The sequence below is a fragment of the Hydrogenophaga atypica genome, assembly GCF_042665215.1.
Classification (GTDB): domain Bacteria; phylum Pseudomonadota; class Gammaproteobacteria; order Burkholderiales; family Burkholderiaceae_C; genus Hydrogenophaga; species Hydrogenophaga defluvii_A.
Map to the genome: position 1 here is coordinate 145,423 of NZ_JBHTCA010000001.1, position 24,759 is coordinate 170,181.

General features: G+C 67.0%; 23 protein-coding genes. 12 read left to right on the forward strand and 11 right to left on the reverse strand.

Translation table 11 applies throughout. The features are described from left to right. Positions 1–11 precede the first annotated feature (11 nt). Together ACFQPB_RS00770 and ACFQPB_RS00775 are read left to right on the forward strand one after the other, a co-directional pair. Positions 12–3,041 (forward strand): HD domain-containing phosphohydrolase, encoded by a 3,030-nt coding sequence (locus tag ACFQPB_RS00770; protein WP_382218975.1) that lies wholly within the window; start codon positions 12–14, stop codon positions 3,039–3,041. Next, positions 3,038–4,117: an enolase C-terminal domain-like protein gene (locus ACFQPB_RS00775; RefSeq protein WP_382218977.1), complete on the forward strand. Its 1,080-nt coding sequence runs from the start codon at positions 3,038–3,040 to the stop codon at positions 4,115–4,117. Before ACFQPB_RS00770 ends, ACFQPB_RS00775 begins: the two co-directional genes overlap by 4 nt. Positions 4,118–4,124: 7 nt before the next feature. Here ACFQPB_RS00775 and ACFQPB_RS00780 read toward each other — a convergent pair whose 3' ends face one another. Both ACFQPB_RS00780 and ACFQPB_RS00785 read right to left on the reverse strand, forming a co-directional pair. After that, a complete protein-coding gene (locus tag ACFQPB_RS00780) occupies positions 4,125–4,997 on the reverse strand; it encodes a pirin family protein (RefSeq protein ID WP_382218979.1) in 873 nt (290 codons plus the stop codon). A gap of 109 nt (positions 4,998–5,106) precedes the next feature. Beyond that, positions 5,107–5,514 carry a DoxX family protein gene (locus ACFQPB_RS00785; RefSeq protein WP_382218981.1) on the reverse strand — a complete coding sequence of 136 codons (408 nt, stop codon included), beginning with the start codon at positions 5,512–5,514 and terminating at the stop codon, positions 5,107–5,109. A 73-nt stretch (positions 5,515–5,587) separates the two neighbouring features. Between ACFQPB_RS00785 and ACFQPB_RS00790 the strand changes: the two genes are divergently transcribed. Beyond that, a complete protein-coding gene (locus tag ACFQPB_RS00790; protein WP_382218983.1) occupies positions 5,588–6,535 on the forward strand; it encodes a LysR family transcriptional regulator in 948 nt (315 codons plus the stop codon). 5 nt (positions 6,536–6,540) lie between these two features. On the opposite strand, the gene ACFQPB_RS00795 is transcribed toward ACFQPB_RS00790, so the two are convergent. Then, the gene (locus ACFQPB_RS00795) at positions 6,541–6,840 is read right to left on the reverse strand and encodes a hypothetical protein (RefSeq protein WP_382200666.1); all 300 of its coding nucleotides are present in this window, start codon (positions 6,838–6,840) and stop codon (positions 6,541–6,543) included. An 84-nt stretch (positions 6,841–6,924) separates the two neighbouring features. Between ACFQPB_RS00795 and ACFQPB_RS00800 the strand changes: the two genes are divergently transcribed. Continuing rightward, positions 6,925–7,743: a ParB N-terminal domain-containing protein gene (locus tag ACFQPB_RS00800; RefSeq protein WP_382218985.1), complete on the forward strand. Its 819-nt coding sequence runs from the start codon at positions 6,925–6,927 to the stop codon at positions 7,741–7,743. Positions 7,744–8,011: 268 nt separating this feature from the next. On the opposite strand, the gene ACFQPB_RS00805 is transcribed toward ACFQPB_RS00800, so the two are convergent. The 5 genes from ACFQPB_RS00805 to aptA form a co-directional block, all read right to left on the reverse strand. Continuing rightward, on the reverse strand, positions 8,012–8,662 hold the full coding sequence (locus tag ACFQPB_RS00805; RefSeq protein WP_382218987.1) for a hypothetical protein: 651 nt from the start codon (positions 8,660–8,662) through the stop codon (positions 8,012–8,014). A gap of 4 nt (positions 8,663–8,666) precedes the next feature. Then, positions 8,667–9,299 (reverse strand): glutathione S-transferase family protein, encoded by a 633-nt coding sequence (locus ACFQPB_RS00810; protein ID WP_382218988.1) that lies wholly within the window; start codon positions 9,297–9,299, stop codon positions 8,667–8,669. Then, on the reverse strand, positions 9,296–10,171 hold the full coding sequence (gene yghU, locus ACFQPB_RS00815; protein ID WP_382218990.1) for a glutathione-dependent disulfide-bond oxidoreductase: 876 nt from the start codon (positions 10,169–10,171) through the stop codon (positions 9,296–9,298). Before yghU ends, ACFQPB_RS00810 begins: the two co-directional genes overlap by 4 nt. Positions 10,172–10,258: 87 nt before the next feature. Further along, positions 10,259–11,758 (reverse strand): CoA-acylating methylmalonate-semialdehyde dehydrogenase, encoded by a 1,500-nt coding sequence (locus ACFQPB_RS00820; protein ID WP_382218992.1) that lies wholly within the window; start codon positions 11,756–11,758, stop codon positions 10,259–10,261. A gap of 11 nt (positions 11,759–11,769) precedes the next feature. Further along, positions 11,770–13,122, reverse strand: a complete 1,353-nt coding sequence (gene aptA / locus ACFQPB_RS00825; protein WP_382218994.1) for an omega-aminotransferase AptA — start codon at positions 13,120–13,122, stop codon at positions 11,770–11,772. An 87-nt stretch (positions 13,123–13,209) separates the two neighbouring features. Between aptA and ACFQPB_RS00830 the strand changes: the two genes are divergently transcribed. Next, positions 13,210–14,145, forward strand: coding sequence for a LysR family transcriptional regulator (locus ACFQPB_RS00830; protein ID WP_382218996.1), 936 nt, complete (start codon positions 13,210–13,212; stop codon positions 14,143–14,145). A gap of 10 nt (positions 14,146–14,155) precedes the next feature. Here ACFQPB_RS00830 and ACFQPB_RS00835 read toward each other — a convergent pair whose 3' ends face one another. Continuing rightward, positions 14,156–14,887 (reverse strand): aspartate/glutamate racemase family protein, encoded by a 732-nt coding sequence (locus tag ACFQPB_RS00835; protein WP_382218998.1) that lies wholly within the window; start codon positions 14,885–14,887, stop codon positions 14,156–14,158. Next, positions 14,884–15,747: a FadR/GntR family transcriptional regulator gene (locus ACFQPB_RS00840; protein ID WP_382219000.1), complete on the reverse strand. Its 864-nt coding sequence runs from the start codon at positions 15,745–15,747 to the stop codon at positions 14,884–14,886. Before ACFQPB_RS00840 ends, ACFQPB_RS00835 begins: the two co-directional genes overlap by 4 nt. A gap of 266 nt (positions 15,748–16,013) precedes the next feature. Between ACFQPB_RS00840 and ACFQPB_RS00845 the strand changes: the two genes are divergently transcribed. The 6 genes from ACFQPB_RS00845 to ACFQPB_RS00870 all read left to right on the forward strand — a co-directional run bounded on the left by ACFQPB_RS00845 (position 16,014) and on the right by ACFQPB_RS00870 (position 22,916). Continuing rightward, entirely contained in the window at positions 16,014–17,684 is a 1,671-nt protein-coding gene (locus ACFQPB_RS00845; protein WP_382219002.1) for an ABC transporter substrate-binding protein, read from the forward strand. A gap of 86 nt (positions 17,685–17,770) precedes the next feature. Then, positions 17,771–18,724 carry an ABC transporter permease gene (locus ACFQPB_RS00850; protein WP_382219004.1) on the forward strand — a complete coding sequence of 318 codons (954 nt, stop codon included), beginning with the start codon at positions 17,771–17,773 and terminating at the stop codon, positions 18,722–18,724. A gap of 25 nt (positions 18,725–18,749) precedes the next feature. Continuing rightward, positions 18,750–19,640 carry an ABC transporter permease gene (locus ACFQPB_RS00855; protein WP_382219486.1) on the forward strand — a complete coding sequence of 297 codons (891 nt, stop codon included), beginning with the start codon at positions 18,750–18,752 and terminating at the stop codon, positions 19,638–19,640. Between the two features lie 11 nt (positions 19,641–19,651). Further along, positions 19,652–20,701, forward strand: a complete 1,050-nt coding sequence (locus ACFQPB_RS00860) for an ABC transporter ATP-binding protein (RefSeq protein ID WP_382219006.1) — start codon at positions 19,652–19,654, stop codon at positions 20,699–20,701. Further along, positions 20,698–21,702, forward strand: coding sequence for an ABC transporter ATP-binding protein (locus ACFQPB_RS00865; RefSeq protein WP_382219008.1), 1,005 nt, complete (start codon positions 20,698–20,700; stop codon positions 21,700–21,702). Before ACFQPB_RS00860 ends, ACFQPB_RS00865 begins: the two co-directional genes overlap by 4 nt. Positions 21,703–21,716: 14 nt before the next feature. After that, entirely contained in the window at positions 21,717–22,916 is a 1,200-nt protein-coding gene (locus ACFQPB_RS00870; protein WP_382219010.1) for an amidase, read from the forward strand. Here ACFQPB_RS00870 and ACFQPB_RS00875 read toward each other — a convergent pair. Next, a complete protein-coding gene (locus ACFQPB_RS00875) occupies positions 22,903–23,409 on the reverse strand; it encodes an ureidoglycolate lyase (protein ID WP_382219012.1) in 507 nt (168 codons plus the stop codon). The genes ACFQPB_RS00870 and ACFQPB_RS00875 overlap by 14 nt on opposite strands. 79 nt (positions 23,410–23,488) lie before the next feature. On the opposite strand from ACFQPB_RS00875, the gene ACFQPB_RS00880 reads away from it, so the two are divergent. Next, positions 23,489–24,757 carry a Zn-dependent hydrolase gene (locus tag ACFQPB_RS00880; RefSeq protein WP_382219014.1) on the forward strand — a complete coding sequence of 423 codons (1,269 nt, stop codon included), beginning with the start codon at positions 23,489–23,491 and terminating at the stop codon, positions 24,755–24,757. Positions 24,758–24,759 lie beyond the last annotated feature (2 nt).

Consider the following 24,759-nt stretch of genomic DNA (forward strand, 5'->3'; position numbering starts at 1 on the left):
AGAGGCCGTGGATGTTCGGTAAAACCACCATCAAATTTCAGCAGTGGATCGTGCTCTCAGCCAGCGCACTGGTGTTGCTGCTGGCTTTGGTGTTCTTGGGCACGGTGTTTGGCAAGTTCCGCGAAACCGCGCAGCGTGGCGCCACCGACCGTTTCGAGCTGATCACCCAAGGCATTGCCGAGCACCTGCAACTGAGTCTGGACGCACACGCCAGGCGCGCCAGCGCGCTGGCCGCGGCCGACGTGTCCGATGTGCTGGCCCGCCAAGCTGGGCCAGTGGCGTCCATGGTCGCGGTACTGAAAAAGTCGGTTCGCGAAAACCCCGGTGTCTACGGCGAATACCTGGGCCTGTCAAACGGCGACTTTCTGCAGGCCATCGGCGTGCGTGGGCACGCGGCCACGCTGCAGGCTTTGGACGCACCCGCTGGCACCGAGTTGGCGGTGCGGGTCATCCAGGCCGACGCCACGGGTACACGCCACGAGCACTGGTGGTTTCTCGACCGAGCGGACCAGACCCTGGGCGAGCGCCGGGTGGCGGCGCGCTACACCCCGCTGGACCGTCCCTGGTACCAGGGCGCCTTGCGCGCCTCCCAAGCCTCGGTGACCGCGCCCTACGTGTTTGCCTCCACCGAGCGCGAGGGGCTGACCATTTCGGCCGCCTTGCCACGTGGCCAGGGCGCCTATGGGGTGGACATCAGCCTCGACAGCCTCCCGGGTGTGTTGGCGGGCTATGCCATCAGCGACAACGCCTTTCTCGGCGTGGTGGACGAAGCGGGGCGGCTGCTGGCCGCGCACGCCAAGGGTTCTTCACGGCTGGCCCAAAACGACCTTCGGCTGCCGCCGTTGGCCGAAACCGGCAGCCCCAAAGCGGCGGCCGTGTCCGGCCTGATGGGCGATCTGCCACCCGACCGCGCGCAGTTCGTGGACCTCGCGGGCGAGCCCCACCTGATGGTGCTGCGCCGGTTGCAGGTGGCCGGCAGCAGCCGCTACCAGGTGGTGTCGTGGGCACCTGTGACCGACTACACCGCGCCGGTGGACCAGGCGCGGCGCGACGTGTTGCTGGTCACCAGCCTGCTGCTGCTGGTGCTGGTGCCCATCGCCCTGGTGGGCACCCGTGGCATCGCGCGTTCGCTCGGGCGCATGGCGCAGAACTCCGAACGACTGCGCGCCATGGACTTTTCGGCCGAACCGACCGAAGAGCACTCCTACCTGTACGAGATCAACGCGCTGGGCGAGGCACAGACCGTGATGCACCGCTCGGTCAAGGAGCGCACGGCGGCGCTGGAGCTGGCGCAGGCCAAGCTCTCGCGCATCGTGGAAACCGGCATTGAGCTGGGTCGCCAACAAGACCGTGCGGCCCTGTTGCACTCGGCGCTGTTCGGGGCGCGTGAAATTGCGCATTGCCAGGCCGCCACCCTGTTCCTCAAGACCGAACGCAACACCTTGCGGTTTGCGCTGCGCACCAGCGACGACGCGTTGCCCTCGACCGAGCTGGCGCTCTACGACATCAACGGCCACCCGGACCACCGCTACGTGGCCACCCACGTGGTGCTCACCGGCGAGACGGTGGTCATCGACGACATCTACAGCGAAACCCGCTTCGATGTCAGCGGCACCAAACGGTTCAGCGAGTCGTCCGGCATGCGGGTCGTCTCCACCCTCAGCGTGCCGCTCAAGGCGCGCGAAGGCCAGGTGCTGGGCTTGGTCCAGCTCATGAACGCGCTGGACCCCAAAACCGGCGAGGTCATCCCTTTCGAGCCGGACATCGTCAGCTTCGTCGAGGCCCTGGCGGCGCAGGCGGCGGTGGCACTCGAAAACCAGAACCTTTTTGGCGCCCAGAAAGCCCTGCTCGACGCCATGATCCAGATCCTGGCCGGCGCCATCGACACCAAAAGCCCTTACACCGGCGGGCATTGCGAGCGGGTGCCCCAGCTGGCCTTCATGCTGGCGCGCGAGGCCAGCGACATGAAAGAAGGCCCCCTGGCCGACTTCGCCTTCCACACCGAAGAGGAGTGGCGCGAGTTCCGCATCGGCGCGTGGCTGCACGACTGCGGCAAGGTCACCACACCCGAGTTTGTGGTGGACAAGGCCACCAAGCTGGAGACCATCTGCAACCGCATCCATGAGATACGCACGCGCTTCGAGGTGCTGCTGCGCGACGCCCGCATCGAATGCCTGGAGGCCACGCTGGCCGACCCCACGCAGGCCGACGCGGCCCAACGCGGGTTCGAGGCGCGGCAGGCCCAACTGCTGTCGGACTTTGCTTTTGTGGCCGAATGCAACCTGGGCAGCGAATTCATGGCCCCCGACAAGGTGGAGCGGCTGCGCACCATCGCCCAGGCCACCTGGATGCGCCACTTCGACGACCGCCTGGGCCTGGCCCACGACGAGCTGGCGCGCCACGAACGTGAACCGGCGCAAGCCCTGCCCGCACAAGAATTCTTGTTGGCCGACAAGGCACATCACCTGTTCGAGCGCCCACCCACGGCCGCACTCGACAGCCGCTACGGATTCACCCTCAAGGTGCCCGAACACCTCTACAACCACGGCGAGGTCTACAACCTGTCCATCGCGCGCGGCACGCTGACCGAAGAAGAGCGTTTCAAGATCAACGAGCACATCATCCAGACCATCGTGATGCTGGAGAACATGCCGTTGCCCTACAACCTCAAGCGCGTGCCCGAATACGCGGGCACCCACCACGAAACCTTGATTGGCACCGGCTACCCGCGCCGCCTGACCGAAAAAGAACTGTCGGTGCCCTCGCGCATCATGGCCATTGCCGACGTGTTCGAGGCCCTCACCGCGCGCGACCGGCCCTACAAAAAGGCCAAAACCCTGTCCGAGTCGGTGCGCATCCTCTACGGCTTCAAGCGCCGCCGCCACATCGATCCGGTGCTGTTCGACCTCTTCCTCACCTCCGGCATCTACCTGCGCTACGCCCAGCAGTACCTGCTGCCCGAGCAGATCGACCACGTGGACATCGCGCAGTACCTTGGGCCGGTGCCGGCGGCCTCTGCAGACAACGGGAGCGTGACATGAGCCCATTGACCTTGCGCGACATCCGCGCGCGCGCCGTCATCGTGCCGCTGGCGCGGCCCATACGCACCGCGTCCGGCGCCATCGAAGCCTCGCCCCTGGTGTTGCTGGACGTGTTGACCGAAGAAGGCGTCACCGGCCGCGCCTACCTGTTTGCCTACACGCCGCTCATGCTCAAGCCGCTCATGGCCCTGGTGGAACAGGTCACGCCTGTGCTCAAAGGCCAGCCGATGGTGCCGCTGGCCTTGCAGCAGCGGCTGGAGAAAACCTTCCGCCTGCTCGGTTTGCAAGGCCTGCTGGGCATGCTGGTGTCGTCGCTGGACATGGCCTTCTGGGATGCGCTGGGGCAGGCCGTCGGCCAGCCCGTGGTGCGCCTGCTGGGCGGCGAGCCACGGCCCGTGCGCGCCTACGACAGCTGGGGCTTGATCGACCCGGCGCGCGACGCCGCCGCGCTGGAAGCCTCGGTGGCCCAGGGTTTCACCGCCATCAAGTTCAAGCTCGGTGGCGGCAGCCTGGCGCACGACCTCGCCACCGTGCGTGCCGTGCGCACCATCGTGGGTGAAGGGGTGGCGCTGATGGTGGACTACAACCAGAGCCTGGAGCCGGTCGAAGCCGTGCGCCGCGTGCGGGCGCTGGAAGCCTTTGATCTGGCGTGGGTGGAAGAACCCGTGGCGGCCGAAGACCTGGCGGGCCACGCCCGCGTGCGCGCGGCCACCTCGCTGCCCATCCAGACCGGCGAGAACTGGTGGTTTCCGCGCGCCGCCGAACAGGCCCTGAGTGCCGGCGCTTGCGACCGCATGATGCCCGACCTCATGAAGATCGGCGGCATCACCGGCTGGCTCAGCGTCATCGGCCTGGCGCGCGCCGCGTCCATGCCGGTGTCCAGCCACTTGTTCATCGAGGCCAGCGCCCACGTGCTGGCCGTCACGCCCACCTGCGATTGGCTGGAGTTCATGGACTTCGGCGCACCCGTGTTGCAAGAACCCTGTGTGCCCGTGAACGGTGCGGTCACCGCACGCGGCCCGGGGCTGGGCATGGCCTGGAACGAGGACGTGGTGGCGCGTTGCCTGGTGGCGTGAAGCCCGATCAGGCCGCCAGCCGGCCGGCGCGGAAATCGCCCAAGGCCTGGTAGATCTCCTGCTGCGTGTTCATCACAAAAGGGCCGTACTGCACGATGGGCTCGTTCAGCGGGCGCCCTGCGATGAGCAACACACGGGCGGCTTCGGCCGCTTCGATCACCACCCCGTCGGCCTCCGGCGTGTTCGCCAAAATCGCCAAACGCTGTGTGGGCACGGTCTGGCCGCCGATGTCCACCGCCCCCCGGTACACGTACACAAACGCGTTGTGGCCGACCGGCAGCGCCTGTTCGAAGCGTGCGCCTGCCGGCAGGTGCAGGTCCAGGTACAGCGGCTGGGTGATGTCGCGTGTCACCGCGCCCGCCACGCCATGGCTGTCGCCGGCGATCACGGTCACGTCCACGCCCTGTTCCGCACGCAGTCGGGGCAGTTCGGCGGACTGGAAGTCGCGGTACCAGGGCGGGTTCATCTTCTCGCTGCTGTGTTGGTTGAGCCACAGCTGGAAGCCTTCCATCACGCCCGATTCCTGTTGCGGGATTTCGGAGTGAATCACGCCCCGGCCGGCCGTCATCCATTGCACGCCACCGTTTTGCAGCAGGCCTTCGTGGCCGGCACTGTCACGGTGCAGCATGCGCCCCGCGATCATGTAGGTGATGGTCTCGAAACCCCGGTGCGGGTGGTCGGGAAAGCCGGCGATGTAGTCGTCCGGCTGGTCGCTGCCAAAGGCGTCCAGCATCAGGAAAGGGTCGAGCCGGCGCTGCAGGTTCTGTGTCAACACGCGGTTGAGCTTGACGCCCGCGCCGTCCGAGGTGGCCTGGCCGGCCACCAGGCGCTCCACCGTGCGGGACTGGGTGATCTGCTTGTGTTCGGTGTGTGTGCTCACGTGAATCTCCTGACGAAGGCTGCAAAACCCAGGGCACCCGTGGGTCCGGCTTTGCCGGCCCACCGGGTGCGCCCCCTGGGGGGTGACGCGAAGCGGCGCAAGGGGGTACTTACGCCCGCCGTGCATCCATGCTCCAACCAGCAGCGCCGTGCGCGGCCAGCACCAGCAAGCCACCGGTCACCGCGATGTTCTTGAAGAACATCAGCTGCTGCACAAAAGCCTGATCTGCAGGCACGGCCCAGTAGGCGTGGAAGAAGAAGCTGGCCACCAGCGTGAAGCCGGCCAGGGCCAAGGCAGCCAAGCGGGTGCCAAAGCCGAACAGCAGCGCCAGGCCACCGCCGATTTCCACCACCGCCGCCAGCGCGGCCGCCACGCTGGGCAGGGGCAAGCCCACCGAACTGATGTAGCCCACGGTGCCGGCAAAGCCGGTGAGTTTGGCTATGCCGGCGGGCAGGAACAGCGCCACCAGCAGCAGGCGGCCGGCAAGGTCCAGGGCGTTGAGAGAGGTCTTGTTCATGATCGTTTCCTTCAAAGTGGGGTTGGGATGGGTGTACTTTAGGTTGGATCAATTGGCTTGGAAATGCCTTTGAATGGATATGATTGTTGCCATGATGGAACAATCAGGGCGTGATGCGCTCGACCCCAACGACCTGCTCATCTTTGCCAGCGTGGCCGATCTGGGCAGCTTCAGCCGCGCAGCCGAGCGCATGGGGCTGCCCAAGTCCACCGTTTCACGGCGGCTGGCGGCGCTGGAGCAGCGCCTGGGCGAGCGCCTGTTGCTGCGTACCACGCGGCGTCAAACCCTGACCGAGTTCGGCCGCGAACTGCTGGACCATGCGCGCCAGGTGGCGCTGGAGGTGGAGGCCGTGGCCGCTTTGAGCGAACGCCGCCAGGCCGCGCCCAGCGGTCGGCTGCGTGTGTCCATGCCCAGCGACTTCGCCAACCTCGTGCTGGCCGAGCCGTTGGCCGCATTTGTGGCGATGCACCCGGGCATCCAGCTTGAGCTGGACCTGTCGGCGCGCCGGGTGGATTTGTTGGGCGAGGGCTTCGATCTGGCCTTGCGCATCGGCGCCTTGTCGGACGATGGCCTGCTGGCCGCGCGCCGCTTGACGGTGTTGTCGTCCGGCCTGTACGCCTCACCCCAGTACCTGGCCGAGTTCGGCCAGCCGGCCGCGCCCGACGACCTGGCCCGGCACAGCGCCGTGCGCTTGCTGGCGGGCCATGGTGAGCCCTTGCCATGGACCTTGAGTTGTGGCGAACAACAGTGGCAAGGCCTGCCGCCGGGGCGCATCAACGCGAATGCACCCGAGCTGCTGATGCGGCTGGCGCGGGCCGGTGCCGGCATCGCGGCCGTGCCGGACCACATCGCCCAGCCCGACGTGCATCAGGGCCTGTTGCGGCGTGTGTTGCCTGAGTGGTGTTTGCCTCCGGTGACGGTGTCGGCGGTGTTCCCGGGGCGCAAGCTCATGCCCGCCAAAACGCGGGCTTTCATCGAGATGCTGCAGGCGGCACTGGGCGGCATGCCCAGCGCTGCCTGAGGCGCTTACAGCGGGTTGGCCAAGGCCTTGGAGATGGCTGCGATGTGCGCCGCCGTGGGCTTCATCGGCTTCATCTCGTCTTCTTCGGCGGTGGCGTTCTCGTGCGCCTGGATGGCGTTGACCATCTGGTACAGGTCGTCCCAGATGATGGTCTTGCCCGGTGGGCACATGTCGCGCAGCGTGCCAAACCAGTAGTATCCGTCGGTGCCACCAAACAGCTGGTCGATGCCGGCGGCGTCGCCACTTTTGAGGCCTTGGGCGGCGAGGAGCTGGTTGAGCTTGTGGTGCGAGACGGAGTAGTGCATGGGGGTTCAAGAAGCGTTGGGGCGGCGATTTTACCGGGCCGGGTGGCCTCTACAATCCAGCCCCTTTTGCCGTCCCCATTTGCCATGAACATCGTCGTCAGCGAAGAACTCAAGGCCTACATCGACCCCCTGACCCCCGAAGAACACGAAGCGCTGGAGCGCAGCCTGCTGGCCGAGGGCTGCCGCGACGCGCTGGTGTTGTGGGGCGACCTGCTGGTGGATGGGCACAACCGTTATGGCATCTGCCAGAAACACGGCCTGCCCTTCAACACCGTGCAGAACCCGCGCTTCCAGTCGATGGAGGACGTGCACCTGTGGATGATCGACCAGCACCTGGGCCGGCGCAGCGTGTCGGATTTTCAGCGCGGTGTGCTGGCGCTGCGCAAGCGCGAAATCGTGGCCGAGCGGCGGCGCCAGTTTCTGGCCGAGCCACCGACCGAGGCCGCGCTGGAAGCGGCGGCAGAGCGCACGCCGCAACCCGAGCCCGCACCCTTGAAAAGCCGCGAAGACATCGCACGCGCCGCGCGCCTGAGCAGCAGCCAGGTGGTGCAGATCGAAAAAATCCAGAAGCAGGCCGCGCCCGAGGTGGTGGAGGCGGTGAAGTCCGGCACCCTGTCTTTGAGCGCCGCAGCCGCCGTGGCCAGCCTGCCCGAGCCGGAGCAAAAGGCCGCCGCAGAAGGCGGCCCCGAGGCCTTGAAGCGGGCCGCCAAAACCGTGCGCGAGGCCAAACGCAAGCCACGCGACACCGCGCTCGGTGAAGCCGCCGAGACCGCTGAGGCACCTGCGGGCGCGCCGCCGGATATGGCGGCGCTGATGCAGCAAGTGCAGCAGCTCACCGCCGAGAACCAGGCGCTGCGCGCCGAGCGCGACGCCTTGCTGGCGCGTTTGGCTGCGACGGCCTGATTAGGGCCTGTTCACACTATTTTTCCGAGTGCGAACGGGGTGACAACAGCGCCAATCTAGACGCGCGACGACGGCCAGACTGGGCGTCTGGCCTAGGAGTGCAACGACGAGTGGCGCTGTTGTCACCCCGTTCCCTCCGGGTTGCGGCCAAAAAGGCCATGCGCGGCGTTGCGAAGCCTTGCCGGGGGCATACCCCGGCGGCGTTTCGCGCCTTGCGCATGGCCTTTTTGACTCGCAACGCATCTCGGAAAAATAGTGTGAACAGGCCCTAGCGCAACAAGGCCTTGGCCGCGTCGATGCGCAGTGCCAGCGCAACGGCCGGATCGCGCATCACGCCGAGCAGGAACTGGCGCACTTCATCGTCCGAGGCGCGCGGTGCCGGGGCGGTGGCAGCCACAGTTGCTGCGTGTACCACGGGCTCTGCCCTCAAAGCGCGCAGGTCTTGGGCAGGGATGGGCGAGAGCCGCCCCAGCAGCTCCGCCTGCGCGTCTTCACCGGGCGGCAGGTCCAGCCAGGGCGTGTCGGCGAACACCGCCGCGAGATCGGAGGTCACGAAGGCCGACCACGCATCGGCCGCCACCTGCCGGGGCGTGGGGGGCGGGTGGCCGGCGATCCGCCGCAGGCGCTCGGGGGCGATGTCGCCCAGGTAAAGTTGGCACAGGCGGCCCAGCAGGCTGTGCGCCTCGGCGAGCGGCAGGGGTTGGGCCAGCGAGAACCACAGCTGGTAGCCGTCCACCCCGTTGACCGCGATGGCCGGTGCGGGCCAGCCCAGGTCGGCCTGGACGCCCTGCCACACCTGCGCCAGGCGCGGCCAGTCAGCGGGGCGGGCCAGTTCCAGCACCACCGCGCGCACGGCGGTGTCGCCTTCACCGGGCGGCGTGCCGTACAGGCGTTCGATTTCGCTTTGCAGCCGGCTCATGGGTTCAGGCGGCGAAGGCTGGGCGCTGCGCCAGCAGGGCGCGCCAGCGTTGCACGTGTGGGTGGCGTTCGTCGGGTTTGATCTTCACCACGCGCGCGAAGTCCACCGCCACCGCGGCGGTGATGTCGGCGATGCTGAAGCGCTCGGTGGCCACGTACTCGCGCTGGGCCAGGCGGTCGTTGAGCACCACCAGAAACTGGGCCACGCGGGCCAGGCCACGCTGCGCCAGCTCGGGAATCTGAGGGTAGTTCACCGGCCCTGGCAGGGCACGGCCGGCCATTGCGGGCGAGCTGTTGCGCAAGGCCTCGGCAATGGCCATCAGCCCTTCAAATTCGGCCCGCCAGTGCCAACTGGCGATCTCGGCCTTTTCCAGCGGCGTGGTGCCCATCAGCGGTGGCTCGGGGAAACGCGCCTCCAGGTAAGCGGCAATGCCCGCGTTGTCGGTCAGCACCACACCTTCGTCGGTGCGCAGCGCTGGCACCGTGCACTGCGGGTTGACGGCGCGGTAGGCCTCGCTCATTTGCTCGCCTTGCCGCAGGTCGATCATCACGGTCTCATGTGGCACGTTTTTTTCGGCCAGCAGGAGGCGCGTGCGGCGGGGGCTGGGCGCGGTGACGCAGTCGTAGAAGGTGATCATGTGGGCGCCTGCAGTTTGTCTTGGGTGCGGGTGTCGAAGTCGCTGGCATCGTGGCGTTCGTGCAGCTGCGTGTTCAGCGGCCCGGTCACGCGGTTGACCATGCGGCCGCGCTTGGCCGCCGGGCGCTGCGCGATCTCGTTGGCCCAGCGCAGCACGTGGGTGTATGCGTGCACCTGCAAAAACTCGCCCGCTTCGTACAACTGGCCCTTGGCCAGTAGGCCGTACCAGGGCCAGGTGGCCATGTCGGCGATGCTGTAGTCGTCACCGGCCAGGTAGCGGTGCTCGGCCAGGTGGCGGTCGAGCACGTCCATCTGGCGTTTGACTTCCATGGCGTAGCGGTCGATGGCGTATTCGATCTTGATGGGGGCGTAGGCGTAGAAATGGCCAAAGCCGCCACCCAGAAATGGCGCACTGCCCATCTGCCAGAACAGCCACGACAGGCAGGCCGCGCGGGCCGGGCCGTCGGACGGGATGAAGGCGCCGAACTTCTCGGCCAGGTACATCAGGATGGCGCCCGACTCGAACACACGCTGCGGTGTGGGGCCGCTGTGGTCCACCAGCGCCGGGATCTTGGAGTTGGGGTTGGCGGCCACGAAGCCGCTGCCAAACTGCTCGCCATCGCGGATGCGGATCAGCCAGGCGTCGTACTCCGCGCCCTGGTGACCGGCCGCCAGCAATTCCTCCAGCATCACCGTCACCTTCACGCCGTTGGGGGTGCCCAGCGAGTACAGCTGCAGCGGGTGTTTGCCCACCGGCAGCTCTTTCTCAAACGTGGCGCCTGCGGTGGGGCGGTTGATGTTGGCAAACTGGCCGCCGCTGGCGGCAGGCGGCGTCCAGACGCGGGGTGGGGTGTAGGGGGTGCTGGTGCTCATGCGGTCATTGTTCAACACTTTGACCGTGCCCGCCTTCCCCGGCCCGCAATCCCCACCGCCCAGCGCTGGGCTTGGGCGGTGATTGCCTCAGCGGCTTGACGGAAAGCTGAACACCGCACCCTCGCGCACACCGGCCGAGGGCCAACGCTGCGTGATGGTCTTGCGCTTGGTGTAGAAGCGCACGGCGTCGGGGCCGTAGGCGTGCAGGTCGCCAAACAGGCTGCGCTTCCAGCCGCCAAACGAGTGGTAGGCCACGGGCACCGGCAGCGGCACGTTCACCCCCACCATGCCCACCTGGATGTGGTCGGTGAAGAAGCGCGCGGCCTCGCCGTCGCGGGTGAAGATGCAGGTGCCGTTGCCGTACTCGTGCGCGTCGATCAGGTCCATCGCTTCCTGCAGCGTCTGCACGCGCACCACGCCCAGCACGGGGCCAAAAATTTCTTCCTGGTAAATGCGCATGCCGGGCTTGACTTGGTCAAACAGGCAGGGGCCGAGGAAGTAACCGGCTTCATGGCCGGGCACCTTCAGCGTGCGGCCATCCACCACCAGCGTGGCGCCCTCATCCACGCCTTGGTCCACGTAGCCGCGCACCTTTTCGAAATGCGCTTGGGTCACCAGCGGGCCCATGTCGCAGCTGGCTTCGGTGCCGGGCCCCACCTTCATCTTGGCGATCTCGGCGGTCAGGCCGGCGATCACCGCGTCGGCCGTCGCGTCACCCACCGCCACCACCAGCGGGATGGCCATGCAGCGTTCGCCACACGAGCCGTAGGCCGCGCCCATCAGCGCGCTCACCGCGTTGCCGATGTCGGCATCGGGCATCACCACCGCGTGGTTTTTGGCGCCACCCAGGGCCTGCACACGTTTGCCGTGTTGGCAACCGGTGGCGTAGATGTACTCGGCAATCGGTGTGCTGCCGACAAAACTCACGGCCTTCACGCGCGGGTCGGTCAGCAGCACATCCACCGCTTCCTTGTCGCCGTTCACCACGTTGAGCACGCCCGGCGGCAGGCCGGCCTGCAGCGCCAGTTCGGCGATGTAGAGCGCGCTGCTGGGGTCGCGCTCGCTGGGCTTGAGCACAAAGGTGTTGCCACAGGCCACGGCCATGGGCCACATCCACAGCGGCACCATGGCCGGGAAGTTGAAGGGCGTGATGCCGGCGGTGACGCCCAGCGCCTGGTGTTCGCTCCACGAGTCGATGCCAGGGCCGACGTTGCGGCTGTGTTCGCCCTTGAGCAGTTCGGTCACGTAGCTGGCGTATTCCACGTTTTCGATGCCACGCTGCAGTTCGCCCAGGCTGTCGGCCAGCACCTTGCCGTGTTCGGCGGTGATGAGCGCGCAGATGGCGTCGGCGTGTTGTTCCAGCAGCACCTTGAACTGGCTCATCACGCGCGCACGCTTGAGCGGTGGCGTGTTGCGCCAGGCCGGAAATGCCGCCTGGGCCGAAGCGATGGCCGCATCGACGGTGAGCGCGTCGGCCAACTGCACCTGGCCGCTGACGGAGCCGGTGGCGGGGTTGTAGACGGGCTGGGTGCGGGTGCCGCCATCGGTGCGGCGGCCGTTGATCAAATGGGGAATGGGGTGGCTCATGTTCAGGGGATTCAGGCGGTCAGGTTCAGGGTGTCGCCCAGGGCGCTCACCAAACGGTCGATTTCAGCGGGCGTGCTGATGAAGGGCGGCGCGAGCTGGATGGTGTCGCCGCCGTAGCGCACGTAGAAACCTTTGGCGTACATGGCCATGGCGATGTCGTAAGGGCGCTTGGCGGGCTCGCCGGACAGTGGGCTGATGGTGATGCCGGCGGCCAGGCCGTAGTTGCGGATGTCCGCCACATGCTTTGCGCCGCGCAGGCCGTGCACCGCGTTCTCGAAGTAGGGCGCCAGTTCGCGCACGCGTTCGATGGCGTTGTCGCTGGCCAGCAGGTCCATGGACGCGACGCCAGCGGCGCAGGCCACCGGGTGGGCCGAGTAGGTGTAGCCGTGGGGGAACTCCAGCATGTAGTCGGGGCCGCCCTGTGCCATGAAGGTGTCGTAAATCTCTTGTTTGGCCACCACGCCACCCAGCGGCTGTGCGCCGTTGGTGACCTGCTTGGCGAAGTTGAGCAGGTCGGGCGTGACGCCGAAGGCTTCGGCGCCGGTCCACGCGCCCGAGCGCCCGAAGCCGCTGATGACCTCGTCAAAAATCAGCAGGATGTTGTGTGCGGTGCAGATTTCGCGCAGACGCTGCAGGTAGCCCACGGGCGGGATGACCACACCGGCCGAGCCCGAGAAGGGCTCGACGATGACGGCCGCGATGTTGGAGGCGTCGTGCAGGGCGATCAGGTCCAGCAGGTGGTCGGCCAGTTCCGCGCCGGTGGGGGGCATGCCCTTGTAAAAGCTGCCCAGGGGCGGTTGGGTGTGGGGCAGGTGGTCGGCTTCAACGCCTTGGCCGAACAGCTTGCGGTTGGCCACGATGCCGCCCACCGAGATGCCGCCGAAGTTGACGCCGTGGTAGCCCTTGACGCGGCCGATCAGGCGGGTTTTGCTGGCTTGACCCTTGGCGCGCCAGTAGGCGCGGGCCATCTTGAGCGAGGTGTCGGCCGACTCCGAACCCGAGCCGGTGAAGAACACGCGGTTGAGGCCAGCCGGCATGCGCTCCACAATTTTGTTGGCCAGCTCGAAGGACAGCGGGTGGCCGAACTGGAAGGCGGGGCAATAGTCCAGCGTGGCCACCTGCCGGCTCACCGCTTCGGTGATTTCTTTGCGGCCGTGACCCAGGCCACTGCACCACAGGCCCGACAGGCCGTCGAAGATCTGGCGGCCGTCGTGGCTGGTGAAGTAGGCACCTTGGGCGGCCACGATGAGGCGCGGATCGGCCTTGAACTGGCGGTTGCCGGTGTAGGGCATCCAGTGGGCGGCGAGCCACTCGGCATCGGTGCGCATGGCGGGGTTCAGGCGCTGGCTGTCGGTCATGTCCATGGAAGGCTCCGGTTGGGGGATGGTGCGATTCTGGGCACCCGTGTTAGTCTTGAAAATGACAACTTATCTCAGCTTGGTTGAAGTTTTATGCAAGTGAAAACCGTGGCGCCCAACGCGCACAAGTTGGGGCAACTCAGCGATGCCGACCTGCGCTTGCTGCGCGTCTTCAAGGCCGTGGTGGACTGCGGCGGCATGGCGTCGGCCGAGCTGGAGCTGAACCTGGCCATGTCGACCATCAGCCGACATGTGAAAGACCTGGAAACGCGCCTGGGCCTGGTCTTGTGTCGGCGTGGCCGCGCCGGGTTTGCGCTCACGCCCGAGGGCGAGCAGATCTACGCCGCCACCGAGCAGTTGTTGGCCGCGACAGACGCTTTCCGCAGCAGCCTGCACGACGTGCACCGGCGGCTGGGCGGCGACCTGCACGTGGCGGTGTTCGAAAAAACCGTCAGCAACCCGCAGGCCCACATCGCGCAGGCGGTGGCGGCGTTTCGCCAGCAGGCGCCGCAGGTCACGCTGCACATGCACGTGGGCACCATCGCCATGATCGAGCGCGGTGTCATCGACGGCCAGTACCACCTGGGCATCATTCCCGAACACCGGCGCTCGGACAGCCTGAGCTACGACCCGTTGTTTGACGAGACCATGTATTTGTACGCCGGCCAAGGGCACCCGTGGTTTGGTGACGCCACTGGCCGCCACGGCTGGGCCGATCTGCGCCGCCAGGACCTTGCCGCGCTGGGTTACCACTCGCCCAACATGGCGCTCACGCACGAGCGCCGGCTGGAGCGCGCCGCCACCGCCAGCGACCAGGAGGCCGTGGCCACGTTGGTGTTGTCAGGTGCTTACGTGGGCTTCTTGCCCGACCACTACGCGCAGGTCTTTGTGGCTGCGGGTCGCATGCGTGCCGTGGCACCGCGCACGCTGTTTTACCGCTGCAGCTTTGCCAGCATCTGCCGGCGGGCGCCTGCGCCCTTGCGGGTGGCCAACACCTTCCGGCAGGCCTTGTTGCAAGCCCACCGTTGAAGACCCTGTTTCACCAGCGCAGGGGGCTGGCCCAGCCCACAAAGGGCTTGGGCAGGGGCGGTGCGTAGTCGCCGTGTTTGCTGGTGCGCAGGCCCAGGCCCACCAGCGCCTCGGCAAATTTCGCCGCCACCGCCACCCCGTCGATCACCGGCACACCCAGGCGTTGGCTCAGCGTGGCGCACAGCGGCGCCATGCCGGCGCAGCCCAGCACGATGGCGCCGCTGCGGTCGCGTGCCAGCGCTTCTCGGGCGGCGTCTTCAATCTGCTGCAGCGTCTCAACGCCACAGCCCTCCAGGTCCAGCACCGGGATGTCGGTGCCGTGCACGCCCCGGCAGTGCTGGTCGGCGCCGTATCGCTGCAACAGGCGCTCGGCCATGATGCAGGTGCGCGTCATGGTGGTGATCACCGAAAAGCCAGTGGCCAACATGCCGGCCGCGTGAAAGGCCGGTTCCGCGATGCCCAACACAGGCGCGTCGGTGGCTTCGCGTGCAGCCTCCAGGCCGGGGTCGCCAAAACAGGCGATCACCACCGCGTCGGGCCGCCACGCTGCCGCCAGCCGCACCTGTTCCGCCACGCCGGCCGCGGCAAAGGCCTCGTCGTAATGCGACTCGATGGACACCGGCCCGAAACTGGGCTGCACCGCCACGATTTCGGTGCCGGGCGATGCCACCGCGCGCGCCGCTTCGGCGATGGCGTCGGTCATCGCCTGGGTGGTGTTGGGGTTGATCAGCAACAGCTTCATGGGGTGGGTTTTTTTCGAGTGGTGGTGGAGGGCAAGGGTTTTGCACGTGCCGTGCCAGCACTCTTTTTGGTGGCCACGGGCCGGCGGGTGGCTTCGGTGTCCAGAATCAGGCGACCCTGGATGCGGCCCTTCATGCGCTTGACGCTGGCCGCCGCATCGCGCATGTGCTCGCTCATCAGGCGGCGCACCTCGTCGGCGTCGCGCGCGCGGGCCGCGTTCAGGATGTCGCGGTGGAAGTCGGCGTTGACTTCGCCAAAGCGCCGGTGCTCCGACAAGGGCGTGCGGTTGCCGTAGACGATCAGCTCGCGAATCATCTCGTTGATGATCTCGCAGGTGAAGCGCAGAAAGGGGTTGGGGCTGGCGGCGGCCAGGATGTCGTGGAAATGCACGTCCTCGCGCCGCTGGCTCAGGAGGTCTTCCGCGCTTTGGGTGGGGTCGCAGCAGCTGATGCTGTGCTCCAGCGCGTGGAAGTGTTCTTCGGTCAGGTGGGGCACGGCACTCGCTGCCAGTTCCGGCTCCAGCATCTGGCGCACGGTGTAGATGTGGTCGATCGTCACGTCCTGGAAGAACAGGTAGTTCTGCATGAACTGCAGGGTGCGGTTGAGTGGCACCTCGGCGATGGTGCCGCCGCCACTGGGGCCGGTGGAAATCTTCACCAGCCCTTGCACCTCCAGCGACTTCAGCGCCTCGCGGATGGTGCCCTTGCTCACCTCGAACTGCTGCTGCAACTCGATTTCGCGCGGCAGCTTGTCGCCCGGGTTGAGGTTGCGCTCGGTGATCAGGCGTTTGATTTCCTCGGCCACCAGATCGGACCGCTTGAGTTGTTTGATGCCCCGCTGTTCGGGCATGGTCCTTGCCATGTACGCCTCGACTTTCTTGGTTCCTGTGCCGCCATTGTCAGCGCTTCACCGCCTTGGTGCGCTCCGCACCGCAACGGCGTGGCGCCTGCACCAAGCTAGGGTTTGCACTGAAAAGTTTAATCCTATTTATACGTATAAATGCAATAAATAGACCCGTTGAAAGTTGGCACGCTGTCTGCTTACGGGTTGGTGCCGAGTGTGTTTCGTGACCCGTTGCCTGCACACATGCAAGCGTTCTGCCCTCCCCACTTCAATGGAGTCTGTTCATGAGCAAGTTGTCCCCGTTGTCCCGTTTTGCCCCCAAGGCCTTGCCGCTTGCGCTGGGCGCTGGCGTGTTGTCGCTGGCCACCGCCCAAGGCGCGATGGCGCAGGAAAAGGTGCTGCGCATCGCCATGACGGCGGCCGACATCCCGCGCACCCTGGGTCAGCCTGACCAGGGTTTCGAGGGCAACCGTTTCACCGGTATCCCCATGTTTGATGCGTTGACCCACTTCGACCTGTCCAAGGCCGATGCGCCCAGCGTGCTGATCCAGGGCCTGGCCACCTCGTGGGCGGTGGACGCCAAGGACAAGACCAAGTGGGTGTTCAAGCTGCGCCCGGGGGTCAAGTTCCATGACGGGTCCGACTTCAACGCGGATGCCGTGGTGTGGAACGTGCAAAAGGTGTTGGACAAAGACGCGGTGCATTTCGACGCCAGCCAGGTGGGTGTGACCGCCTCGCGCATGCCCACGCTGCGCACCGCCCGCAAGATCGACAACCTCACGGTGGAGCTGACCACGAGCGAGCCCGATGCCTTCCTGCCGCTGAATCTGACCAACCTGTTCATGGCCTCGCCGGCACACTGGCAGAAGAAGTTCGAGGCCGCCGCCGGCGCCACCCCGGCCGACAAGGCCAAGGCCGCCTGGACCGCCTTTGCCGCCGATGCGTCTGGCACCGGCCCGTTCAAGATGGCGCGTTTTGTGCCGCGCGAACGCCTGGAGCTGGTGGCCAACAAAACCTACTGGGACCCCAAACGCACCACCAAGGTCGACCGCGTGGTGCTGGTGCCCATGCCTGAAGCCAATGCCCGCACGGCCGCGCTGCTGTCGGGCCAGGTGGACTGGATCGAGGCGCCCGCGCCCGATGCCATGCCACAAATCACCAGCCGCGGCTTCAAGATCTACAGCAACGCACAGCCCCATGTGTGGCCCTGGCAGCTGTCGTTTGCCGAGGGCTCGCCCTGGCTGGACAAACGTGTGCGCCACGCCGCCAACCTGTGTGTGGACCGCGAGGGCATGAAAACCATGTTGGGCGGCATGATGGCCGTGCCCAAGGGCACCGTGCCGCCGGGCCACCCGTGGTGGGGCAACCCCAAGTTCGACATCAAATACGACGTGAAGGCCGCGCAGGCCCTCATGACGCAGGCCGGCCACAGCGCGGCCAAGCCGCTCAAGGTCAAGGTGCAGATCTCGGCGTCCGGCTCGGGCCAGATGCAGCCGCTGCCCATGAACGAGTTTGTGCAGCAATCGCTCAAGCAGTGTTTCTTCGATGTCGAGTTCGACGTCATCGAGTGGAACACCCTGTTCACCAACTGGCGCCGTGGCGCCAAGGACCCGACCGCCAACGGTGCGCACGCCATCAACGTGAGCTACGCGGCCATGGACCCCTTCTTTGGGCTGGTGCGCTTCACCAGCACCAAGACCTTCCCGCCGGTGTCCAACAACTGGGGCCATTTCGGCAACGCCGAGTTCGACAAGCTGATCGCCGACGCGCGCAACAACTTCGACGACAAGGCGCGTGACGAGGCGCTGGCCAAGCTGCACGCCCGCATCGTGGAAGAGGCGCCGTTTGTGTGGATCGCGCACGACGTGGGGCCGCGTGCCATGAGCGCCAAGGTCAAGGGCGTGGTGCAGCCGCGCAGTTGGTTCATCGACCTCGCGCCGGTCTCCGTCGACTGACCCTGGCCTCGAACTGGCTTCTGTGCGGCGCCTCGGCAACGGGGCGCCGCCGGCCTGGTTTTTTTGTCTGAATCTGGAGCCGGTCCATGATTGGATTTCTGTTGCGCCGTCTGGTCTACACCCTGCCCATCATGCTGGGTGTGGCCTTGGTGTGTTTTGCCCTGGTGCACCTCTCGCCTGGCGATCCACTGGTGTCCATCCTGCCGCCCGATGCGTCGCAGGAGCTGCAGGAGCAGCTCATCGAGCTCTACGGTTTCAACCGCTCCTACCCCGAGCAGTTTGCAAGCTGGGTGTGGCGTGCCTTGCAGGGAGACCTGGGCACCTCCATCGCGTCCGGCCGTGCGGTGGCGGAGGAGGTGCTGCGCGCCGTGGGCAACACGCTGCGCCTGGCGGTGCTGGCCACACTCATCGGTTTTGTGATGGGGTGTCTGTTCGGTTTTGTGGCCGGCTATTTTCAGAACTCCTGGCTCGACAAAGCCGCGTCCCTCACCTCGGTGCTCGGCGTGAGCGTGCCGCACTACTGGCTGGGCATGGTGCTGGTCATCGTGTTCTCGTCCATCCTCATGTGGTTGCCCCCGGGCGGTGCCGGCCCCGGCGGCTCGGGTGACTGGGTGTGGGACTGGGAACATTTCAAACACATGATCCTGCCGGCGGTGACCATGAGCGTGATCCCCATGGGCATCATCGCGCGCACCGTGCGGGCCCTGGTGGCCGACATCCTGGCGCAGGAGTTCATCGTGGGCCTGCGCGCCAAGGGGCTCACCGATCTGGGCGTGTTCCAACACGTGGTCAAGAACGCCGCACCCACCGCGCTCGCGGTGATGGGCCTGCAGCTGGGCTACCTGCTGGGCGGCTCCATCCTGATCGAGACCGTGTTCTCTTGGCCGGGCACCGGCTTCCTGCTCAACGCCGCCATCTTTCAGCGCGACCTGCCGCTGTTGCAGGGGACCATCCTGGTGTTGGCCATGTTCTTCGTGGTGCTCAACCTGGTGGTGGACGTGATCCAGACCCTGCTGGACCCGCGCATCGCTCGCGCCTGATCCCTCATCTGGAAAGACAGACATGATGCAAATTGCCGTCGATGCCAGCAAGGTGCCGGCCGTCACGTTCGAGCGTTCGCCCGGCTACTGGCAGACCGTGGGCCGGCGTTTCCTCAAAGACAAGGTGGCCGTGGGCGCTGCCGTGGTCGTGTTGTTGCTGCTGTTGCTGGCGGTGTTCGGCTCGCTGCTCACGCCCAGCGACCCCTACGCCTCGTCCATGCTCAAGCGTCTCAAGCCCATTGGCTTCGAAGGCCATCCGCTGGGCACCGACGAACTCGGGCGCGACATGCTCTCGCGTCTGATGGTGGGCGCGCGCCTGTCGCTGTTCATGGGCATCACGCCCGTCATCTGCGCCTTTGTGCTGGGCTCGCTCATCGGCATCACCGCCGGCTACGCGGGGGGCCGCGTCAACAGCGTCATGATGCGCACCATCGACGTGTTCTACGCCTTTCCCTCGGTGCTGCTGGCCATTGCACTGTCGGGCGCGCTGGGCGCGGGCATCACCAACTCGCTGATCTCGTTGACCATCGTGTTCATCCCGCCCATCGCCCGGGTGGCCGAAAGCGTGACCACACAAATCCGTGGGCGCGATTTCGTGGACGCCGCGCGCGCCTCGGGCGCCAACGCCTTCACCATCGTGCGGGTGCACGTGCTGGGCAACGTGCTGGGGCCCATCTTCGTGTACGCCACCAGCCTGATTGCGGTCAGCATGATCCTGGCCTCGGGTCTGAGCTTTCTGGGCCTGGGCGTGAAACCGCCCGAGCCCGAATGGGGTCTGATGCTCAACACCCTGCGCACCGCCATCTACGTGCAGCCCTGGGTGGCCGCCTTGCCGGGCGCCATGATCTTCATCACCTCCATCACCTTCAACCTCCTGGCCGACGGTTTGCGCGCGGCCATGGAAATCAAACAGTGAGGGCCACCACCATGCCTTTGACCAACGTGGATGTGGGCGGCCCCAAACAGCCCTTGCTCAGCGTGCGCGGCCTGACCAAACACTTCCCGCTCAAGAAGGACGTGCTGGGCCGTGGCGGTGGTGTGGTGCGCGCCGTCGATGGCATCGATTTCGACGTGCTCAAGGGCGAAACCCTGGGCGTGGTGGGCGAGTCGGGTTGTGGCAAGTCCACCACCGCGCGCCTGCTCATGCAACTCATCGCGCCCGATCGCGGTGAGATCGTGTTCGATGGTCAGACCGTGGGCGGCGCGGCCCTGCCGCTCAAGCAGTTCCGGCGCCAGACACAAATGGTGTTCCAGGACAGCTACGCTTCGCTCAACCCGCGCCTGACCATGGAAGACTCCATCGCCTTTGCGCCCCAGGTGCACGGCGTGCCGCGCCGCGAGGCGGTGGAACGCGCCCGCGACCTGCTGGCCCGCGTGGGCCTGGAGCCACGCCGCTTTGCCGAGCGTTATCCGCACGAGTTGTCGGGCGGTCAGCGTCAGCGGGTCAACATCGCCCGCGCGCTGGCCTTGCAGTCGCGCCTCATCATCCTGGACGAAGCGGTGTCCGCGCTCGACAAATCGGTCGAGGCGCAGGTGCTCAACCTCTTGCTCGACCTCAAGGACGAGTTTGGCCTGACCTACGTTTTCATCAGCCACGACCTCAACGTGGTGCGCTACATGAGCGACCGCGTGATGGTGATGTACCTGGGCCAGGTGGCCGAGATTGGCGACAGCGAGACCCTGTTCGACCACCCGGCCCACCCCTACACCCAGGCGCTGCTGTCGTCCATCCCGTCCATGGACCCGGACCACCGCACCGAAACCCCGCCGCTGGCCGGCGACCCACCCAACCCCATCAACCCGCCCTCGGGTTGCCGCTTCCACACCCGCTGCGCCAGCGCCGAACCGATGTGCTCGCAGCGCATGCCCAGCTTGGCGCCGGCCGCGCATGGCCAGATCGTGTCGTGCTGGAAACACGTGGCGGGCAGCGGCCACACCGCCGCACCCGTTGGCGAAGCGCTGAAGGAGGCCGCATGAACACGCCCCAGGAACGTCCTTTTGTGGACGTGCGCAATCTGCGCATCACCTTCACCGGTGGCAAGAAGCCGGTCGAGGCCGTCAACGGCGTGGACCTGAAGGTCAAGCGCGGCGAGGTGGTGGCGCTGATCGGTGAGTCCGGTTCCGGCAAAAGTGTCACCCTGCGCAGCCTGCTGCGCCTGCACCCGGCCGCACGCACCCGCATCGAGGGTGAGATGCGCGTGGGCGATCAGGATGTGCTCCAGCTCAGCACCCGTGAGCTGGCCGACTACCGGGGCAAGGTCGCCTCCATGATCTTCCAGGAGCCACTGCTCGCGCTCGACCCGGTGTACTCGGTCGGCGCGCAGATTGTCGAGTCCATCCGCCGGCACGAGAAGGTGAGCGCCGCCGAGGCCCAGCAGCGCGCGCTGCAATTGTTCGAGCGCGTGCGCATTCCCAGCCCCGAGCGGCGCTTGCAGGCCTACCCACATGAGATGTCGGGCGGCATGCGCCAGCGCGCCATGATCGCGCTGGCCCTGGCCAACCGGCCCCAGCTGCTGCTGGCCGACGAGCCCACCACCGCGCTGGACGCGACGGTGCAGATCCAGATCCTGCTGCTGCTGCGCGAGCTGCAGCGCGAGCTGGGCCTGTCGGTCATCTTCGTCACCCACGACATCGGTGCCGCCGTGGAGGTGGCCGACCGCATCGCCGTGATGTACGCCGGGCGCATCGTTGAAGAGGGCCCGGCCGCCACCCTGTTGCGCGCGCCCCGCCATCCCTACACCCTGGCGCTGCTCAAGAGCCGCGCCGATGGTGCGCTGGCCAAGGGCACGCGCCTGGAAACCATTTCGGGCTCGCCGCCCGACCTCACCGCCTTGCCTCAGGGCTGTGCTTTTGCGGCGCGCTGCAAGATGGCGCAGCCCGCCTGCGAGGCCAGCCGCCCCGACGTCACCTGGCTGGAGGCCGGCCACAGCGTGCGTTGCCTGCGCGTGGCCGACACCCTGGTCCCGTCCCCGGTTTGAAAGACACCCCCGCCATGTTCGAAGCCCACACCGACGTCTTGCACGACCCCGCCCACGCCTTCATGCCTTACCCCAAGGCACCGGTGCCCCACGCAGGCACCGGACCCTTGGCGGGGCTGAGCTTTGGCGTCAAAGACCTGTTCCACGTGGTGGGTTACCCCACCAGCGGCGGGCAGCCCTTGCTGCTGGCCCTGTCGGGGATTCAGACCCGGACCGCGCCCACCGTGCAGCGCCTGCTCGATGCCGGCGCGCGTTTTGCCGGCAAGACGCTCACCGACGAGCTGGCGTTCTCCATGAATGGTCAGAACGCCCACTTCGGCTCGCCCATCAACGGCGCCGCGCCCGACCGCATCGCCGGGGGGTCTTCTTGTGGGTCGGCCTCGGCCGTGTCCAACGGGCTGTGCGACGTTGCGCTGGGCACCGACACCGGTGGCTCGGTGCGCGCGCCGGCCAGCCACTGCGGGCTGGTGGGCCTGCGCCCCACCCATGGCCGTGTGAGCCTGGAAGGCGCGCTCGACTTGGCGCCCAGCCAGGACACCTGCGGCTGGTTCACCCGCGACGTGCCCACCTTCGCACGCGTGGCCGACGTGCTGCTGGGCGAAGACGCCACGCCCCTGCCCGACGTGGTGCGGTTGCTGGCGCCCACCGACCTGTGGGCCTTGCCCACGCCTGCAGCGCTCAAAGCCTACAAGCCCGCACGTGCGCAGGTGGACGCGGCTTTGGGCAAGGCGCGTGCGGCCAAGGTGGTGCTGGATGACCTGGACGCCATGTACTGGAACTTCCGCTACATCCAGGGCTTCGAGTCGTGGAAGGTGGACGGTGCTTTCATCCGCCGCTTCGCGCCCCCGCTGGGGCCGGGCGTGTCGCAACGTTTTGCCTGGGCGCGTGAGGTGAGCGACCAGCAAGTGGCGCAGGCCCGCGCCTTCCGCGACCGCTTCCGCGCCCACTTGGCGCAGCTGCTGGGCCGCGACGGCGTGCTGGTGTTGCCCACCATGCCCGACATCGCGCCCTTGGTGAACGAGCCCGAAGCCGCGTTGGAGGACTACCGCAACCGCGCCATCCGCCTGTTGTGTGTGGCGGGGCTGTCGGGTTTTCCGCAGCTGTCGCTGCCGCTGGCCGGGCGCAGCGGTGCGCCGCTGGGCCTCTCCTTGTTGGGGCCCGCCGGCAGCGACCGCAGCCTGGTGCGCCTGGCCGAGCGCATCACCGCAGCGTGAGTCCGTCGCAGCGCAGCGTCACCGGGTCCGCCAGATGTTGCACCTCGCAGTCCACCGCAGCGCCTTGGCGTTCGAGCACCACAAAGTCGCCGTCGTCCAGCGCGATCAGCGGGTGGTGCCAGGTGTCGGCGTTCAAGGTGAAACCGTGGTGACCGGCCACCACAAAAGCGGCCAGTGTGGTCGGGTCGGGCGCGTGTTCGCCCAAAGCCACCAGCACGATGCACCGCGCCCCCTGCAGGGGCACAAAGCTTTGCGAACCCAGGCGGTGGCGTTCCAGCTCGTGCCACGGGCCTTGAGGCGCCTGCGCCTGCGCGCGAAACACCGCCAGCACCGGATGCCCTCCCTGGGCCTGCAAGTCCAACGCGCCGGGCACGTCCACCCGTTGGCTGCTGCCATGGTTGATGGGGCGGCGGGCGCCGTGTGCGCCCGAGATCACAAAGCCGTAGGGCGCAAAGGCCTCGGGGGTCAGGGGTTGAGGGTCAAGCGGCAACATCGTTTCATTCCTGCGCTGTCATGGCTTGCATTCTCCATGCCAGCGCGCCTGTTCAGTTGAAGGTTCACAAGGTTCAGCCATGGCACACACCACCGCCACCGTTTCCGATACCCAAGCCCTGCGCGTCAACGGCGAACGCCTGTGGCAATCGCTGATGGACTTGGCCCGCATCGGCGGCACCGAGAAGGGCGGCGTGTGCCGCCTCGCGCTCACCGACCTCGACCGCCAGGGCCGCGACCTGGTGGTGGGCTGGGCGCGCGCCGCCGGCATGTCCGTCACCGTGGACCAGATTGGCAACGTCTTCATGCGCCGCCCCGGGCGCAACCAGGCCTTGCCGCCCATCATGACCGGCAGCCACATCGACACCCAACCCACCGGCGGCAAGTTCGACGGCAACTACGGCGTGTTGGCCGGGCTGGAGGTGGTGCGCACCCTCAACGACCACGGCATCGAAACCGAAGCGCCCATCGAGGTGGCTTTCTGGACCAACGAGGAAGGTTCGCGTTTTGTGCCGGTGATGATGGGGTCGGGCGTGTTCGCAGGCGCCTTCAGCCTGGCGCACGCCTACGCCGCCACCGACAGCGAGGGCAAGACGGTGCGTGAGGAGTTGGCCCGCATCGGCTACATCGGCGACGAGGTGCCGGGGCAACACCCCATCGGCGCCTACTTCGAGGCCCACATCGAACAAGGCCCGGTGCTGGAAGACGCCGGCGTGACCATTGGCGTGGTGGAAGGTGTGCTGGGCATCCGCTGGTTCGATTGCACCGTGACCGGCATGGAGGCCCACGCCGGCCCCACACCCATGGCCTTGCGCAAGGACGCCATGCAGGTGGCCGCGCAACTCATGCAGGAGGTGGTGGCTTCGGCCCTGCGCCACGGCCCACACGGACGAGGCACCGTGGGCATGGTGCGCGTGTTTCCCAACAGCCGCAACGTCATCCCCGGACAGGTCACGTTCAGCATCGACGTGCGCAACGCCACCGATGCGCTGGTGGACCAGCAGGCCGACGAGGTCAAGGCGTTTGCTTCGCGGCTGAGCGCATCGACGGGCTTGCCCATCACCATCCAGCCGGTGTCCAGCTACCCGGCCCAGGTGTTCGATTCAGGCTGTGTGGCGGCCATCGGCGAGGCCGCGCGGCGGCTCGGCTATTCGCACATGCCAGCGGTGTCGGGCGCCGGGCACGACGCGGTGTACGCGGCGCGGCTGGCGCCCACCGGCATGATCTTCATCCCTTGCAAGGACGGTATCAGCCACAACGAAATCGAGGATGCCCAGCCGGCCCACATCACTGCCGGGGCCGATGTGCTGCTGCAGGTGATGCTGTTGCGCGCGCGGGCCACTGTCTGAGC

Excerpts from the sequence above, each read along its gene's own strand:
- ACFQPB_RS00770 (WP_382218975.1), top strand. The coding sequence starts at position 12 with ATGTTCGGTAAAACCACCATCAAATTTCAGCAGTGGATCGTGCTCTCA.
- ACFQPB_RS00775 (WP_382218977.1), top strand. The coding sequence starts at position 3,038 with ATGAGCCCATTGACCTTGCGCGACATCCGCGCGCGCGCCGTCATCGTG.
- ACFQPB_RS00785 (WP_382218981.1), bottom strand. The coding sequence starts at position 5,514 with ATGAACAAGACCTCTCTCAACGCCCTGGACCTTGCCGGCCGCCTGCTG.
- ACFQPB_RS00790 (WP_382218983.1), top strand. The coding sequence starts at position 5,588 with ATGGATATGATTGTTGCCATGATGGAACAATCAGGGCGTGATGCGCTC.
- ACFQPB_RS00795 (WP_382200666.1), bottom strand. The coding sequence starts at position 6,840 with ATGCACTACTCCGTCTCGCACCACAAGCTCAACCAGCTCCTCGCCGCC.
- ACFQPB_RS00800 (WP_382218985.1), top strand. The coding sequence starts at position 6,925 with ATGAACATCGTCGTCAGCGAAGAACTCAAGGCCTACATCGACCCCCTG.
- ACFQPB_RS00805 (WP_382218987.1), bottom strand. The coding sequence starts at position 8,662 with ATGAGCCGGCTGCAAAGCGAAATCGAACGCCTGTACGGCACGCCGCCC.
- ACFQPB_RS00810 (WP_382218988.1), bottom strand. The coding sequence starts at position 9,299 with ATGATCACCTTCTACGACTGCGTCACCGCGCCCAGCCCCCGCCGCACG.
- yghU (WP_382218990.1), bottom strand. The coding sequence starts at position 10,171 with ATGAGCACCAGCACCCCCTACACCCCACCCCGCGTCTGGACGCCGCCT.
- ACFQPB_RS00820 (WP_382218992.1), bottom strand. The coding sequence starts at position 11,758 with ATGAGCCACCCCATTCCCCATTTGATCAACGGCCGCCGCACCGATGGC.
- aptA (WP_382218994.1), bottom strand. The coding sequence starts at position 13,122 with ATGGACATGACCGACAGCCAGCGCCTGAACCCCGCCATGCGCACCGAT.
- ACFQPB_RS00830 (WP_382218996.1), top strand. The coding sequence starts at position 13,210 with ATGCAAGTGAAAACCGTGGCGCCCAACGCGCACAAGTTGGGGCAACTC.
- ACFQPB_RS00835 (WP_382218998.1), bottom strand. The coding sequence starts at position 14,887 with ATGAAGCTGTTGCTGATCAACCCCAACACCACCCAGGCGATGACCGAC.
- ACFQPB_RS00840 (WP_382219000.1), bottom strand. The coding sequence starts at position 15,747 with ATGGCAAGGACCATGCCCGAACAGCGGGGCATCAAACAACTCAAGCGG.
- ACFQPB_RS00845 (WP_382219002.1), top strand. The coding sequence starts at position 16,014 with ATGAGCAAGTTGTCCCCGTTGTCCCGTTTTGCCCCCAAGGCCTTGCCG.
- ACFQPB_RS00850 (WP_382219004.1), top strand. The coding sequence starts at position 17,771 with ATGATTGGATTTCTGTTGCGCCGTCTGGTCTACACCCTGCCCATCATG.
- ACFQPB_RS00855 (WP_382219486.1), top strand. The coding sequence starts at position 18,750 with ATGCAAATTGCCGTCGATGCCAGCAAGGTGCCGGCCGTCACGTTCGAG.
- ACFQPB_RS00860 (WP_382219006.1), top strand. The coding sequence starts at position 19,652 with ATGCCTTTGACCAACGTGGATGTGGGCGGCCCCAAACAGCCCTTGCTC.
- ACFQPB_RS00865 (WP_382219008.1), top strand. The coding sequence starts at position 20,698 with ATGAACACGCCCCAGGAACGTCCTTTTGTGGACGTGCGCAATCTGCGC.
- ACFQPB_RS00870 (WP_382219010.1), top strand. The coding sequence starts at position 21,717 with ATGTTCGAAGCCCACACCGACGTCTTGCACGACCCCGCCCACGCCTTC.
- ACFQPB_RS00875 (WP_382219012.1), bottom strand. The coding sequence starts at position 23,409 with ATGTTGCCGCTTGACCCTCAACCCCTGACCCCCGAGGCCTTTGCGCCC.
- ACFQPB_RS00880 (WP_382219014.1), top strand. The coding sequence starts at position 23,489 with ATGGCACACACCACCGCCACCGTTTCCGATACCCAAGCCCTGCGCGTC.